Origin of the sequence: Lysinibacillus sp. S1 (genome assembly GCF_044986265.1) — a bacterium.
In the GTDB taxonomy this organism is placed as follows: Bacteria; Bacillota; Bacilli; order Bacillales_A; family Planococcaceae; genus Lysinibacillus; species Lysinibacillus capsici.
In genome coordinates, this window is record NZ_CP173154.1 from 4251171 (window position 1) to 4266491 (window position 15321).

The window sequence follows — 15321 nt, forward strand, 5'->3', positions numbered from 1 at the left end:
ATTTTTATTTTTCGTATAGCTGTGATGGGCAACGAGATACTTCCAAATGGAATTTTCTATAGCTCTCCATAAAAGAATGTTTGATGCACAAGCAAACGTAATGATTTGCCCTGCATCTGATTCATTAATAATATACCTTCTATGATGAACTTCAATCCTATCGTCAATGATAAATTTTTATTGATTGAAAGCTTCCATAAATAAACAATTAATATAGGCAAACTAATACGAGCTATATAAAAATTAAACGGACCAAAAGTTATCCACCATGTTCTGTATCCACTATGAAAGCCTACACCATAGGGGATCACGGTGATCATCTCTATAAGAAGAGCGGAAAGCATAAAAATAAGGTAGGAAAAAAATATGTAGTTTAGTCATGTAAGCCCCCTGTGGTTTATGCTATACAATATATAACTCACATGACAATGAAAAGGTTTCAGAAATAGGGGCAAGGAAGAAATGCAGAAGAGGGTTTGAGGTTAAACAAAGGGAACCATTTGTCCCCTTGTTTTAACTAATAATTTCAGCATTTAAGTTATAGCGCTTATTAAACTCATCAACGAAAATTTGTAAATCAATATAGGTTCCAATATAAGGCTCTGTTTCTTGATCGCGTAAGAACCCACATGTTGCCTTTAGTGATTTKGARAMKTYCAATAACATTTGTTCGTTGTCAAGTTGTACATGAATCGCAAGAGAATGATCTTTTTTATTCACTTTAAAATACTTACCATCTATGATTCTCTCTAAATTAGTTTCTTGAAATGGAAAAACATAATCTTTATAAATGAGCTTCACAAGATCCCGCCTTTTTTACAATATTCTACTACATCTGTATAAGGTAAATCGCCACCAAAAATTGAGAGCGCACTTCCAATGGTTACATGAAGTTTTCCGTGGGCTAATTGATTAAATTTTTCTAAGTCTTCGATTGAACGAACGCCACCTGCATAGGTAGTTGGAATAGATGTCCAGGCAGCTAAATCCTGTACCAAGCTTTCCTGCATACCACCCTTTTTTCCTTCAACATCGACAGCATGTATTAACAGCTCATCACAAAAGTCTTCAATATAGGCAATCGACGCAGCATTGACTTCGAAATGACTAAATGTAGTCCATTTATCTGTCATGACAAACCACTTTCCGTCACGCATCTTACAACTGAGATCGATAACAAGGTGTTCTTTACCAATTAATTGATTTAAGCGCTTTAAACGCGCTAAATCGAGCTGACCATCATGAAAAATATAGGATGTGACAATGACATGCGAAGCGCCTGCGTCAATATACTTTTGAGCATTGTCAGCCGTAATGCCGCCACCTATTTGCAAGCCTTGAGGATAGGCTGTTAAAGCGGATAGGGCAGCTTCTTCATTACCAGAGCCTAGCATAAGAACGTGTCCACCTGTTAAACGATCTTGGGCAAACATTTGTGCATAGTGGCTAGCGTCATGTTGAGAAATAAAGTTTTCTACAACTGCTTGATTTGTATATCCCAAAGTGCTACCTACAATTTGCTTTACTTTGCCATCGTGTAAATCGATGCAAGGTCTAAATTCCAATAATTTCACAATCCTTCCGTGCAACTAATTCATATTAATCATAGCATGGAACGGAGGATAAAGGCAGAGAATTGTCATTTGTCAAAATAATGTAAAAATAACAAAGTGGATATATTTTTGTCTGCGATATTTTCATGTGGCTATGGTAAAATAAAAAGATTGAAAACTATAAGAAAGGACGGACCGAACATGACAGATCATTTAGATTTATTTGAACTCAATAAATTTTTTATACTCGGACGTCCGATCGTCTCTATCTTTCATAATGCGCAAAATATGTATTCGATTGTACGTGTGAAAATTCAAGAGACGAATTTGCAATATGAAGATAAAGAGATTATTGTTGTTGGTTATTTTCCCCCACTACAAATGGATGAACAATATCGATTTACTGGTATTTTAAAACAGCATCCTAAATACGGTGCTCAATTTCAAATTGAGACATTTACAAAAGAGGTACCTGCAACTGAGCAAGGAATTATTCATTATTTATCTAGTGACCTCTTCGTAGGGATCGGGAAAAAAACAGCTGAAACGATTGTTGAAAAACTAGGTGCTAATGCACTCCGTGTTATTTTAGAAGATCCTAGTGCCCTCGATGCTGTTCCGCGTCTATCCGCTGAAAAAAAAGAAGTCATTCACCGCACCATTGAGCAAAACTTAGGCTTAGAGCGGGTCATGATTCAATTGAATGAGTGGGGATTTGGTCCACAGCTTGGGATGAAGATTTATCAAACCTATCGAACAGAAGCCATTGAATTACTGACAGAAAATCCATACCGCTTGATTGAAGATGTGGAAGGAGTGGGTTTCTTTCGAGCCGACGAGCTAGGTGCGAAATTAGGTATAACTGGTAAACATCCTGATCGTGTCAAAGCAGCGATTTTACATATTTTAAATACAGCAGCTTTATCGGATGGACATGTTTATCTAGATGCAGAACAGGTTTTACCGCTCGTTAAGGAAATGCTTGAACAAAGCCAACGACAGGAGATACCATTCGAGGATATTTCTCAAGCCTGTATCAGACTCCGTGAAGAAGGCAAAATTTGTGGTGAAGAGACAAGGTTATATTTGCCATCACTCTATTTTTCAGAGGTAGGGATTGCATCGAAAATCTTATCGCTTATCGAGCGGAATAATAAGGCTGAACATTTTAGTAAAGATGAAATTCGAAAAGCCATTGGAGAAACAGAGGAGCTACTCAATGTTACCTATGCAGAAACACAAGCGAATGCCATCGAACAGGCTTTAAATTCAGCTGTTATGATTTTAACGGGTGGTCCTGGTACGGGGAAAACCACTGTTGTACGGGGAGTCGTAGAAGTTTATGCAAAGCTTCATGGGCTATCCTTAAATCCAAAAGAGTATGCTCAAAAAGAGGAGCCTTTTCCGATTATTCTTTGTGCGCCGACTGGACGTGCTGCTAAACGATTAGCCGAATCAACAGAGCTTCCTGCGATGACCATCCATCGACTGCTCGGTTTTACAGGGCAAGAAAAAGAGGAAGAAACAGAGCGGGAAGTAACAGGTAAGCTGATTATCGTGGATGAAATGTCAATGGTTGATACATGGCTTGCCCATCAATTATTAAAAGCTTTACATGAAGATGTTCAAGTTGTCTTTGTTGGAGATCAGGATCAGCTTCCACCAGTAGGTCCAGGACAGGTGTTAAAGGATTTATTAGCATCCAAGCAGCTACCAACTGTCGAGCTAACAGATGTTTACCGACAAGCAGAAGGCTCAACGATTATTGAACTTGCGCATCAAATAAAAAAAGGAACGATTCCACAAGAGTTAACAGCTAAAACCTCTGATCGTTCGTTTATTAAGGCTTCAGCAGACCAAGTTGCCAACGTTGTTACTCAAGTTGTCAAAAGTGCTGTCGCAAAGGGCCAGGAAATCCGTAATATTCAAGTGTTGGCGCCCATGTATAAAGGACCAGCTGGTATAGATAATTTAAATAAAATGATTCAAGAGCTTATTAACCCAAATGATACTGGCACACGAAAAGAGCTAGTCTTTGGGGATGTCACCTATCGAATAAAGGATAAAGTTCTYCAGCTTGTCAATCAACCTGAAAGCAATGTCTTTAATGGAGATATGGGTGAGGTCATTAGTATTATTAAGGCGAAAGAGACGATCGAAAAACAAGATTTACTGATCGTATCCTTTGATGGCATTGAAGTGACCTATCAACGAAGCGACCTCAATCAATTGACACTAGCTTATTGTTGCTCCATCCATAAATCACAGGGCTCTGAGTTTCAAACGGTCATTATGCCAGTGGTTAGAGGGTATTCCAAAATGTTACGGCGTAATCTTTTATACACAGGTATTACACGTGCTAAAAACTTTTTGATTTTATGTGGTGAACCAGAAGTGCTTGCGGATGGTTTACAACGTACAGATGACCTTCAGCGTTTCACCTCTTTACGTGCAAGACTTAACCCAATGGAAATTGAGGAAGAACTTGTGGAAGTCGAGGCAGTGCCAGTAGATAATGAAGGGATGCAGGAGCCTGTTTCCGTTGAACAAAAGCTAACAGTAGAAACAGCCCCTTATATTCATCCAATGATTGGTATGAATGATGTCTCTCCATATGATTTTTTGGATGACTAAAATATATATTCCCGATTAGACTGTCTAATCGGGTTTTTCTAATTGATGTATCGTCACCTAATATTTGGACATTTCATATACTAGATGAGTACAAAAACATAGGGAATGTATAGGGGTGACAGCATGCCAATAATGACAGGGCAACAGTATATTGAACGAATTGATGCTTTAAAAACGTATATTTCGATAGATGGGAAAGTCGTGACAGGAAAGGTGTCAGAACATCCTGCCTTTAAAGGAATTATCCAGAGTCAAGCGAAACTTTTTGATTTACAACATCAAGAGGCACTTCTTGAAAAAATGACCTATGAATCGCCAACTAGTAAACAGAAAGTTGGCATGTCATTTCTTCAAGTATTGACGCCAGAAGATCTTGTGAAGAGGCGCAAAGCGGCAAGGGAATGGGCATTATCTTCTCAAGGCTTTATGGGGAGAAGCCCTGATTATATGAATACAACATTAATGGCCCTTGCATCAGCGTCAGATTTTTTAAAAGAGAAGTCAAATTGTTTCCCAGAGCATTTGCTAAAGTTCTATGAGTATGCTCGCGAGAATGATATTACGATAACACATACCTTTATCGAACCACAGGTAAATCGCAAGCGCTTTTACTATGAGGATGAAGAAGTAACCATTGCAGCTAAAATCATTGGGAAAACAAGTGAGGGCTTAGTCATTAAAGGGGCAAGATTACTAGCGACACAGGGTGGCATAACAGATGAGCTTCTTGTTTTATCAACAAATGGCTATGATGAAGGAAAAGGTTTCGGGTTTTCTATTCCAAGTAACACGAAAGGCTTAAAGTTTTTATGTCGGCAATCATTTGTAGGCGGAGATTCTACCTTTGATTATCCGTTAAGTGCACGTTTTGAAGAAATGGATGCAATCGTTGTGTTTGATGAAGTAGTTGTCCCGTGGGAACGGGTATTTTATTACGAAAATGTTGAAGTGGCCAATCAATTTATGAATGTTAGTGGCTTCCAAGCGTATACTTTGCATCATGTGCTGTCACGTCAAATTGCTAAGACGGAATTCATCCTAGGGGTTGTACAAATGATTGTGGATTCCATAAATATTGGGGATTACCAACATGTCCATCAAAAAGTGGTAGATGTCATCGTAGCATTAGAAACGATGAAAGCATTGCAATTAAAATCAGAAATTGAGGCACAAAGGGATTCCTTTGGCTTTATCAGACCAGACCAATCCACATTACAGGTCGCTATTCATATCTTCCCGAAAGTATATCCTACCTTTACAGATATCATACAGCAACTGGGAGCAAGTGGATTAATGTCGATACCGAGTGCAAAAGCTTTTGCAACGGATGATGGGGATCTTGATCATTATCTGCAATCATTTCAAGACAAAGGGGAAGAGCGAGTAAAGAAATTCCGTTTAGCTTGGGATTTAACGATGAGTAGTTTTGGCACAAGACAGACATTGTATGAACGCTTTTTCTTTGGTGATCCTGTACGTTTATCTAGCCTGCTCTATCAATCTTATCAACGAGAGCATTTAGTGCAAAGAGTGGAAGACTTTTTGAAAAATGATTGATAGAAAGTTTGACAGTTGTGAAACTATCCGTTATCATTTACAGGAATAAAAAAATAAGACTCCCTTCGTTAGGTGAGGCTCCTATGCTGGAGATACGCTACTACCCAAAAATGTCGAGAGACGCCAATGGGTCAACAGAAATCATCGAAATAAGGTGTTTTTTAACGTAGCTGGACATATTCCTATGCCGCATAGTGCTAAAACTCAACGTTTGAAGGTAACAAGCATGCAATGTATTTTATTGCTATTTTTTTGATATGTGTATTCAACACGCCTTCATTCGTAGAAGGCGTGTTTTTGTTATGGAAGGAAGGTGATGAGAAATGGATAGTAGTCCTGAACCGAATAAGTATCATTTAGGCAAACGGAAACACATAAAAAGTCATCGATTTCTAATCACCGATGCAGACAAAGGGTGATTAAGGATGACCTTTTGTTTCCCTCAATAACAAACACGAGGTGAAATGCAATGATTAAAATCCACTATTATAATAGCAGCAGGAAGACAGTCCAACATGATTTCAATATGATTGATTTACAACTCCCTATTCATAACGAAGATTTATTATGGGTAGATTTATATGCCTATAGTTATAATGAATTGAATAATATAGCTGATGTATTTGGCTTTCATCCACTAGCAGTTGAAGATTGCTTACATGAAGGCTCACGTCCAAAAATGGATAGTTATGGTGATTATAAATTTTTTGTGCTCCATGCACCAATTTATAATGAGAAAAGTAACAATGAAATTACAACCGTTGAGTTAAATATTTTTATGGGACCAAACTATATTGTGACTGTGCATAAACAAAAGTTGCAATGGCTAGGAAAAATGGAAAATGTTTGTGTCAATAGCCCAAGATTTTTAGAAAAGGGTACAGATTTTTTATTGCATACAATTATTGACGGTATTACAGACGAATACTTCCCAGTATTAGAACGAATTCGCGCACGTATAGATGAACTAGAAGAAGAAATTTATGATTATCAACCAAAAGAGGTGACAGAGGAATTTCTTGCATTGAAGCGGACAATTATTTTAATTCGTCAGGCCATTATGCCACAAAGAAGAATTTTTTCTACAATCAATGGCCAGTGGAAATTTGACATTCAAGAAGAAAATATTCCATTCTATAAAGATTTGAATGACCATCTAGAACGTATTGTCGACTCCACAGAGACATATCGAGATTTAGTGAACAGCACGCTTGATACGTATTTTTCAATTATCAGTGGGAAATCCATTGAAAAGCTGAATTTATTAACGGTCATTTCGACAATTATGTTACCACTATCAGTAATTACTAGTTTTTTTGGAATGAATGTACCTTTACCTTATCAAGATACCCCTTATACAACTATTGCAATTAGCGCCTTCTTAGTTATTTTTACATGGGGTATGTGGATATATTTCAAAAAAATGATTGCTTAGTTAGTGTTAGTCATACTAGTACTAATTGACAGCGCAATAGATTTTTTTTATAATTTTCGATAGAAAAAGTAAAAACGATGATGGAAAAAGTACGTATTTGTGTGTGCACAAGAAAGGGATTTCTAGGCTGAAAAAATCCTCACAACAGCAAATGCCGAAAGCTACTCCAGAGTGCAGCTAATCCCTGCCGTTCACTGACGTTACAAGTGCTAAAGAGGTAAGTAAGGTTTTTACTTACAACTAGGGTGGTACCGCGAGACTAATGACAAGTCCTCGTCCCTTTTTGGGGATGAGGGCTTTTTTTATTTTCTTCGGTAAATCGCAGGATTCGTATCGTGATTTTACAATATAAAATAGGAGGAATTTATCCAATGAAAGCAGTAGATATTCGCCGTATGTATTTGGAATTTTTTAAAGAAAAGGGGCATCATCATGAGCCATCAGCTCCACTTGTGCCAATAAATGATCCATCACTTCTTTGGATCAACTCAGGTGTGGCAACTTTAAAACCATATTTTGATGGCCGTATTATCCCTGATAATCCACGTATTACAAATGCTCAAAAATCGATTCGTACCAACGATATTGAAAACGTTGGGAAAACAGCTCGACATCATACATTCTTTGAAATGTTAGGAAACTTCTCTATTGGTGACTACTTTAAAAAAGAAGCAATTCATTACGCTTGGGAGTTTTTAACAGATAAAAAATGGATGGGCTTTGATCCAGCGTTATTATCCATCACGATTCACCCTGAAGACCAGGAAGCATATGATGTTTGGCATCAGGAAATCGGTATTCCAGAAGAACGTTTAATCCGTTTAGAAGGGAACTTCTGGGATATAGGAGAAGGCCCATCTGGTCCGAACTCAGAGATTTTTTATGATCGCGGCGTAGAATACGGCTCAGATGAAAATGACCCTGAAATGTATCCAGGAGGAGAAAATGAGCGTTACCTAGAAATTTGGAACCTTGTGTTCTCTCAATTTAACCATAATCCTGATGGCACTTACACGCCACTACCAAAGCAAAATATTGATACAGGTATGGGCTTAGAGCGTATTGTGTCCGTCGTGCAAAATGTACCAACAAACTTTGATACTGATTTATTTATGCCAATTATTGAAAAAATTGAGGAGTTTGCCAATCGTAAATATAAACGACCTGGCGAAGTAGACTTAAATGAAATCTTTGGCTCAGATGAAGATATTAATACACCATTTAAAGTGATTGCAGACCATATCCGTACAGTAGCATTTGCTATAGGCGATGGTGCCCTGCCATCAAATGAAGGCCGTGGCTATGTATTACGTCGCTTACTACGTCGTGCCGTTCGCTATGCTAAACAAATTGGTATTGAAAAACCATTTATGTTTGAACTTGTACCAACTGTGGGTAAAATTATGGAAGACTTCTATCCAGAAGTTACAGAGAAATGCGAATTTATTCAACGTGTCATTAAAAATGAAGAAATTCGTTTCCATGAAACATTAGATGGTGGTTTAGCTATCTTTAATGAAGTAGTGGAATCTCAAAAAGCAGCTGGTCATGATTACATCCCAGGAGCAGATGCTTTCCGTTTATATGATACTTATGGTTTCCCAATCGAGCTAACGGAAGAATATGCAGAGGAAGTAGGCATGAAAGTAGATCATGAAGGTTTTGAGGCAGCGATGGAAGAGCAACGTGAACGCGCGCGTGCTGCACGACAAGATGTTGATTCGATGCAAGTACAGAATGAAGTATTAGCAAACTTAACGGTTGCAAGTGAGTTTGTTGGCTATGATACGTTAAATGTTAATACTGAAATCGCTGCAATGATCGTCAATGGTCAAGTTGCGAAAGTCGCTTCGGAAGGTCAGGAAGCATTGGTTATTTTAGCGAAGACACCATTCTACGCTGAAATGGGTGGTCAAATTGCTGATAGTGGTACTATTTCAAATGATAGCTTTACGGCTGTTGTAAAAGATGTTCAAAAAGCACCGAATGGTCAACCGCTTCATACAGTAGTAGTTGAATCTGGGGAAATGCATGTGGAAGATGCAGTGCAAGCAGTGGTCAATCGTGATGACCGTAATTTAATCATTAAAAACCATACGGCAACACATATTATGCAACGTGCATTAAAAGATGTGCTAGGTGATCATGTGAACCAAGCTGGATCATATGTAGGACCTGATCGTTTACGTTTTGATTTCTCTCACTTTGGTCAAGTTACAAAAGAAGAATTACAGCAAATTGAACGTATTGTAAATGAAAAAGTGTGGGATGATATAGAGGTCGTTATTGAAGAAAAAGGTATTAATGAAGCAAAAGCAATGGGTGCTATGGCATTATTCGGTGAAAAATATGGAGATGTTGTACGTGTAGTATCCATCGGAGATTATTCGATTGAGCTATGTGGTGGTATCCATGTTAAACGCTCTTCTGAAATTGGCTTCTTTAAAATTGTTTCAGAGGGTGGTATCGGTGCAGGTACTCGTCGTATTGAAGCTGTTACAGGAAAAGTTGCTTATGAAGCAGTAAAAGAAGAAGAAGCATTATTAAATGATGCAGCAGCATTATTAAAAGCAAATGCTAAAGATATTGTCACAAAAGTACAGGCATTACAAGCAGACTATAAAGAATTACAACGTGAAAACGAAGCATTATCTCAAAAAATCGCCAATGCACAGGCAGGGGCAGTTGTTGATGCCGCTCAAACAATTGGAGATGTGACAGTGCTATCTACAAAAGTGGAAGCGAAGGATAACAATCAACTCCGTCAAATGATGGATGACCTGAAAGCAAAAATGCCAAAAGCAGTCATTGTTCTTGGAGCAGTTGATGGTGAAAAAGTTATGTTATGTGCTGGTGTTTCAAAAGAATTAGTTGGTGGCAATTACCATGCAGGGAATATTGTGAAAATGGTTGCGGAAGCATGTGGTGGTAAAGGTGGCGGTCGTCCAGATATGGCGATGGCAGGTGCAAAAGATGCATCAAAACTTGATGAAGCACTACTTTCTGTGTATGATTATGTTAAATCCATTTAATTAATTCACCAAAACATGTTATAATAAAGAGAAATTGGAGATGAGCTTGTTTGCACATCTCCTTATTTCTGAAAGCGAGGTGCTGGTCATGAGTTCATTTGATCAAACGATGAAATTTAATTTTCCAGAAGAATCAATGGAACAGGAAGTCAAGCAGGTAATGTTGAAAGTTCATTCTTCATTAGAGGAAAAGGGATATAACCCTATCAATCAGATTGTTGGTTACTTACTTTCTGGTGATCCGGCGTATATTCCTCGCCATCAGGATGCTCGTAATTTAATTCGCAAGCTTGAGCGTGACGAAATTCTAGAGGAGCTTGTTAAATTTTATATCAAAAAGAATAACGAGGACTAGAAATGAGAATTATGGGATTAGACGTTGGGTCAAAAACTGTGGGTGTTGCTGTAAGTGATGCACTTGGTTGGACCGCCCAAGGTATTGAAACCGTAAAAATTGATGAAGCTAATGGTGAGTTCGGTATTGACCGTATCGCTGAGCTAGTAAAGGAATATACTATAACAGAATTTGTTGTAGGTTTTCCAAAAAACATGAATAATACGGTTGGACCGCGTGGAGAGGCTTCTGAGAACTATAAAAAGCTATTAGAAGAGCATTTCTCACTACCGGTCAAATTATGGGATGAACGTTTAACGACGATGGCTGCTGAACGTATGCTGATCGAAGCGGACGTGAGTCGCAAAAAGCGCAAGCAGGTCATTGATAAAATGGCAGCTGTGATGATTTTACAAGGCTACTTAGATAGCAAAAATTAATTGATGAGGTGACTATGCATGGCACACGAGCATAACCATGAAGAAGAACTACATGTTCAACACATTACAGTGATTGACGAAAACGGAAACGAGCAGCTTTGTGAAGTGATTCACGTTCATGAATCTCCAGAGTTTGGCAAATCATATGTGTTTTACTCAATGGTAGGCGCAGAGGAAGATGAAGATGGCTCAGTTGAAATCTTTGTATCTTCATTTGTACCATCTGAAAATGGTGAAGATGGTGAATTAACACCAATCGAAACTGAAGCAGAGTGGGATATGGTAGAGGACGTTTTAAACGCTTTAGAGGATGAAAACGAAGACTAATCTTCTAACTCAAAGCTTGGAACAAGGATCGCAGCTTGCAGTCCTTGTTCCTTTTTTATTGAAGCTTTTCTAATGTAGAAGGATTGTTAAATTGAAGAATGAATGCATTGTAGATGTGTGAATTTGATCCACAATTGTTGGGAAACGTTCATAAAGTTTGTGGATTCGCTTAGAAATAGAGTGTAACCGCTCCAAGCCCMACTCCAAACATCGAGAACCTGCTCAAAGGTAGAGAAGAAATGCAGGGAAAACTTGCTCAAAAATACGAGAAGCTATTCTAAAGTGTCTAACCTCAAAAAAACGATTTAATAAATGACATCAAATTGTCATAAAGGAGGAAACAGAATGAATGAAGAAACGCAAGAATTTATGATCATTGGGAAAGATGGTAAGGAACAGCAGTGTCGTGTGGTCTTTACCTTTGATGCGGAGGACAAGTCCTATGTGTTATTTTCCCTTCTAGATGAAACCGGTCAAGAAATTCCAGGAGACCTTTCCGCGATGACTTTTGATTATGATGACAATACAGGTGAGATGACAAATTTACAGCCTGTTGAAACAGATGCCGAATGGGAAATGATTAATGAAGTGGTGTTAACATTACTTGATGAATTTGAAGAAGAACCACAGCTAATTACTGTGACAGACGAAGAAGGAAAAGATCAAGTGTGCGAAGTCATTCATACATTTTCATCTGAGCAATTCGGTAAATCGTATGTATTATATGTGCCAGCAACAGATGAACCGATTGATGAGCGTGATATTTTTGCAGCCCAATATATAGCTGGAAATGAAGGCCAGATTGAAGAGTTATACCCGATTGAGTCAGATGAAGAATGGGAATTTGTAGAAGAAGTATTAAACACTTTATAGGATAAACTATTTCTAGAATGCTCAAAAATCTGCTAACGAAAGTTGTTGGCAGATTTTTTACATATGTAATTTCTCCTGAATTGTCGATTTCTGYTTGTCGTGAAAGTTGATTTCTAGTATGATATTGAATAGTGATAGGGGGGAAACCCGTGGATAACGGTTCAAAAAAACAAGAAATGTTTTCAAAAATGCAAGAAAGAAAATCTGAGGTAAAAATGGTGAGAAAAATCGTCGCAATTATTGCCATTGTTTTCGTACTAATAATTGGAGTTGTTGGTTTATTTGGGTACAATTATGTAAAAGGTGCTTTAAAACCATTAGACCCTAATGCAACGAAAACAATTGCAGTAGAAGTACCAATTGGCTCTAGTTTGTCCTCCATTTCAACACTACTAGAGAAAAAAGGTGTCATAAAAGATGCACGTGTTTTTAAATACTATGCAAAATTTAAAAATGAATCACAATTTCAAGCGGGAAAYTATGAKTTAACACAGGCAATGACATTTGATGAACTCATTGAAAGCTTGAAAACAGGGAAGGWATATCGTAAGCCTGTCTTTACGATGACAGTCCCAGAAGGCTTAACACTTGAACAAATTGGGAAAGTGATTGAAAAGAAAACACCGTACACACAAAAAGAATTTATGGATCTTGTGACGAGTGACACATTTGTTCAGCAAATGATGGCTAATTATCCTGAGCTAGTTACAGAGGCTGTTTTAGCTGACAATATTCGCTATGACTTAGAGGGCTATTTATATCCAGCTACGTATTCTTATTATGAAGAAAAACCATCTTTACAAGCGATTGTAGAAGAGATGATAGCAGCCATGAACAATGTAGTGAAGAACTACAGTGATGTATTAGCTGAAAAACAAATGTCCGTACATCAGCTGTTAACATTTGCGTCATTATTGGAAGAAGAAGCGACTGCTCAAACGGATCGAGAGACTATTGCAAGTGTCTTCTATAATCGAATCAAWGAAGGRATGCCACTCCAAACAGACCCAACCGTGCTCTATGCACTGGGTGATCACAAGGAGCGTGTTCTATATGAAGATTTAGAAGTGGATAATGCCTATAACACTTACAAAAATAAAGKTCTACCACCTGGTCCMATAGCAGGTGCAGGTAAAACTTCGATTGAGGCATCATTAAMTCCAAGTCAAACAGATTATTTCTACTTCCTAGCAGATAAAGAGGGTGTCAACCACTTCTCAAAAACCTATGATGAGCATTTGCAGAAGGTAGAAAAATATTTACGAAAAGAAGAGTAAACATATAGGAAGAACAAAAATCGTATAGCAAACAGATGGATAGAAGGAAAGAAAAATAGCTTTCCTTCTATTTTCATGCTATTATAAAGTGTGATTTTTGATCAATCCGTTCATTTATGCGGGACAAATATGCGTGGTGGCAATTGTTTGAGCATATCGAAGCAATTGCTCATTTTTGTATGGCAAAGTACCAAGACATCACGTTTGGTCTTTTTCTTTTTGTTGATAAATGATGAAGTACAGACAACGGCAAACGCTCGTTGCCTTTTAAATGAGGGTGGAAACAATGGAATTATCAGATGCATATATACAATCATTTATACAGCCACGTAATGAATTGCTTTTAGAAATGGAAGCATTTGCGGAGGAGCATCACGTACCGATCATGCAGCTAGCAGGTATTGATGCATTAAATCAACTGTTGCGTATTCAAAATCCGTCAAAAATTTTAGAGATAGGTACAGCAATTGGTTACTCTGCTATTCGTATGGCAGAGGCATTGCCTTATGTCCAAATTGTTACAATTGAACGTGATCAAGATCGTGTAGCAAGGGCAAAAGCCTATATTAAACGGTCGACTGTATCCGATCGAATTACGGTCATTGAGGGTGACGCTTTAGAAGTGGATGACGAGGCCATTAACACAACATTCGATGCGGTCTTTATTGATGCTGCGAAGGGACAATACCAACGCTTTTTTGAAAAATATGCACCTTTAGTAAAATCAGGTGGGGTATTGTATATCGATAATATGTACATGCATGGTTTGTCTGATTTAGAGTTGAAGGATGTTCCACGTCGTAAGCGAACAATGATTCGCAATTTAAAAAACTTCACGGATTGGATTATGCAGCACCCAGATTATACAAGTGCTTTTTTACCAGTCGGTGATGGTTTATTACTATGTTTGAAGAGGTGACTACTATGAAAAAACCAGAATTGCTTGTGACACCACAATCATTAGAACATATAAAAGCACTTTTAGTCGCTGGAGCAGATGCTTTTGTTATTGGTGAACAACAATTTGGTCTACGTCTAGCAGGAGAGTTCTCCGTTGAAGAAGTAGAAGAAGCGACAAAGCTTATTCATGAAGCGGGTAAAAAGGTATATGTTGCAGTCAATGCACTTTTCCATAATGAGAAGCTAGAGGCACTTGCTGATTATTTAAATGAAATGCAACGTATCGGTGTGGACCGTTTAATCTACGGTGATCCAGCGGTTCTCATTATTCGTAGAGAGCAAGGTGTTACGATTCCGTTACATTGGAATCCAGAAACGACAGCTACAAACTGGTTTACGGCTAATTACTGGGGGAAACGTGGTGCAACGCGTGCCGTGTTAGCGCGTGAGCTTTCTCTTGATGAAGTATTAGAAATTAAAGAAAATACCGAAATGGAAATTGAAGTACAAGTACATGGCATGACATGTATGTTCCAATCAAAACGTCCATTACTCGGCCATTATTTCTTATATCAAGATAAAGTAATGGCTATTGAAAATCGCCAGGAAAATCGTAATATGTTCCTACATGATGATGAACGAAATAACAAATATCCAATATATGAAGATGTAAATGGTACACATATTTTCAGTCCAAATGATATGTGTATTATTGATGAACTAGGCGAATTATTTGAAGGTGGCATCGATGCTCTGAAAATTGAAGGTGTACTTCAAACGCCAGACTATGTAGTCGCGGTAACAGAAGCTTATCGAAAAGCGATCGATACGTATTTTGACGAATCAGAAGAGGCATATGAAGAAATAAAAGACGATTTATTAGCAAAAATTGAAGATATTCAACCAGCTATTAGACCATTAGATACGGGCTTTATCTTCAAGGAAACAGTTTACTAGGA

The 15321-nt window shown here is 38.0% G+C and carries 13 protein-coding genes, 1 riboswitch and 1 other annotated feature; of the genes, 11 read left to right on the forward strand and 2 right to left on the reverse strand.

All coding sequences use genetic code 11. The annotated features are described in order from the left end of the window. Positions 1–513: 513 nt before the first annotated feature. Both ACHZEU_RS21315 and hisA read right to left on the reverse strand, forming a co-directional pair. Positions 514–801, reverse strand: coding sequence for a hypothetical protein (locus ACHZEU_RS21315; protein ID WP_404803746.1), 288 nt, complete (start codon positions 799–801; stop codon positions 514–516). Continuing rightward, on the reverse strand, positions 798–1565 hold the full coding sequence (gene hisA, locus ACHZEU_RS21320) for a phosphoribosylformimino-5-aminoimidazole carboxamide ribotide isomerase (protein WP_404803747.1): 768 nt from the start codon (positions 1563–1565) through the stop codon (positions 798–800). Before hisA ends, ACHZEU_RS21315 begins: the two co-directional genes overlap by 4 nt. Positions 1566–1754: 189 nt before the next feature. Here hisA and ACHZEU_RS21325 point away from each other — a divergent pair, with 189 nt between their 5' ends. The 11 genes from ACHZEU_RS21325 (at position 1755) to ACHZEU_RS21375 (ending at position 15319) form a co-directional block, all read left to right on the forward strand. Further along, the gene (locus tag ACHZEU_RS21325; RefSeq protein ID WP_048392138.1) at positions 1755–4187 is read left to right on the forward strand and encodes an ATP-dependent RecD-like DNA helicase; all 2433 of its coding nucleotides are present in this window, start codon (positions 1755–1757) and stop codon (positions 4185–4187) included. 123 nt (positions 4188–4310) lie between these two features. Further along, positions 4311–5744, forward strand: a complete 1434-nt coding sequence (hpaB, locus tag ACHZEU_RS21330; protein WP_048392139.1) for a 4-hydroxyphenylacetate 3-monooxygenase, oxygenase component — start codon at positions 4311–4313, stop codon at positions 5742–5744. Between the two features lie 57 nt (positions 5745–5801). Next, positions 5802–5967: riboswitch (M-box (ykoK) riboswitch) on the forward strand. A 246-nt stretch (positions 5968–6213) separates the two neighbouring features. Next, a complete protein-coding gene (gene corA, locus ACHZEU_RS21335; protein WP_048392140.1) occupies positions 6214–7179 on the forward strand; it encodes a magnesium/cobalt transporter CorA in 966 nt (321 codons plus the stop codon). Between the two features lie 68 nt (positions 7180–7247). Beyond that, positions 7248–7463, forward strand: a binding site (T-box leader). An 87-nt stretch (positions 7464–7550) separates the two neighbouring features. Then, positions 7551–10211, forward strand: coding sequence for an alanine--tRNA ligase (gene alaS, locus ACHZEU_RS21340; protein ID WP_048392141.1), 2661 nt, complete (start codon positions 7551–7553; stop codon positions 10209–10211). Between the two features lie 88 nt (positions 10212–10299). After that, complete coding sequence (locus ACHZEU_RS21345) at positions 10300–10566, forward strand: IreB family regulatory phosphoprotein (protein WP_004226839.1); 267 nt, start codon at positions 10300–10302, stop codon at positions 10564–10566. Between the two features lie 2 nt (positions 10567–10568). Continuing rightward, positions 10569–10985, forward strand: coding sequence for a Holliday junction resolvase RuvX (gene ruvX, locus ACHZEU_RS21350; protein ID WP_004226840.1), 417 nt, complete (start codon positions 10569–10571; stop codon positions 10983–10985). An 18-nt stretch (positions 10986–11003) separates the two neighbouring features. Then, positions 11004–11312: a DUF1292 domain-containing protein gene (locus ACHZEU_RS21355; RefSeq protein ID WP_004226842.1), complete on the forward strand. Its 309-nt coding sequence runs from the start codon at positions 11004–11006 to the stop codon at positions 11310–11312. Between the two features lie 345 nt (positions 11313–11657). Then, complete coding sequence (locus ACHZEU_RS21360) at positions 11658–12185, forward strand: DUF1292 domain-containing protein (RefSeq protein ID WP_048392142.1); 528 nt, start codon at positions 11658–11660, stop codon at positions 12183–12185. Between the two features lie 149 nt (positions 12186–12334). After that, complete coding sequence (gene mltG / locus ACHZEU_RS21365) at positions 12335–13462, forward strand: endolytic transglycosylase MltG (RefSeq protein WP_404803748.1); 1128 nt, start codon at positions 12335–12337, stop codon at positions 13460–13462. Between the two features lie 286 nt (positions 13463–13748). After that, the gene (locus tag ACHZEU_RS21370) at positions 13749–14381 is read left to right on the forward strand and encodes an O-methyltransferase (protein ID WP_054550064.1); all 633 of its coding nucleotides are present in this window, start codon (positions 13749–13751) and stop codon (positions 14379–14381) included. Between the two features lie 5 nt (positions 14382–14386). Beyond that, a complete protein-coding gene (locus tag ACHZEU_RS21375; protein WP_115674133.1) occupies positions 14387–15319 on the forward strand; it encodes a peptidase U32 family protein in 933 nt (310 codons plus the stop codon). Positions 15320–15321 lie beyond the last annotated feature (2 nt).

Excerpts from the sequence above, each read along its gene's own strand:
- alaS (WP_048392141.1), top strand. The coding sequence starts at position 7,551 with ATGAAAGCAGTAGATATTCGCCGTATGTATTTGGAATTTTTTAAAGAA.
- ruvX (WP_004226840.1), top strand. The coding sequence starts at position 10,569 with ATGAGAATTATGGGATTAGACGTTGGGTCAAAAACTGTGGGTGTTGCT.
- ACHZEU_RS21375 (WP_115674133.1), top strand. The coding sequence starts at position 14,387 with ATGAAAAAACCAGAATTGCTTGTGACACCACAATCATTAGAACATATA.
- hpaB (WP_048392139.1), top strand. The coding sequence starts at position 4,311 with ATGCCAATAATGACAGGGCAACAGTATATTGAACGAATTGATGCTTTA.
- ACHZEU_RS21355 (WP_004226842.1), top strand. The coding sequence starts at position 11,004 with ATGGCACACGAGCATAACCATGAAGAAGAACTACATGTTCAACACATT.
- ACHZEU_RS21345 (WP_004226839.1), top strand. The coding sequence starts at position 10,300 with ATGAGTTCATTTGATCAAACGATGAAATTTAATTTTCCAGAAGAATCA.
- ACHZEU_RS21370 (WP_054550064.1), top strand. The coding sequence starts at position 13,749 with ATGGAATTATCAGATGCATATATACAATCATTTATACAGCCACGTAAT.
- corA (WP_048392140.1), top strand. The coding sequence starts at position 6,214 with ATGATTAAAATCCACTATTATAATAGCAGCAGGAAGACAGTCCAACAT.
- ACHZEU_RS21360 (WP_048392142.1), top strand. The coding sequence starts at position 11,658 with ATGAATGAAGAAACGCAAGAATTTATGATCATTGGGAAAGATGGTAAG.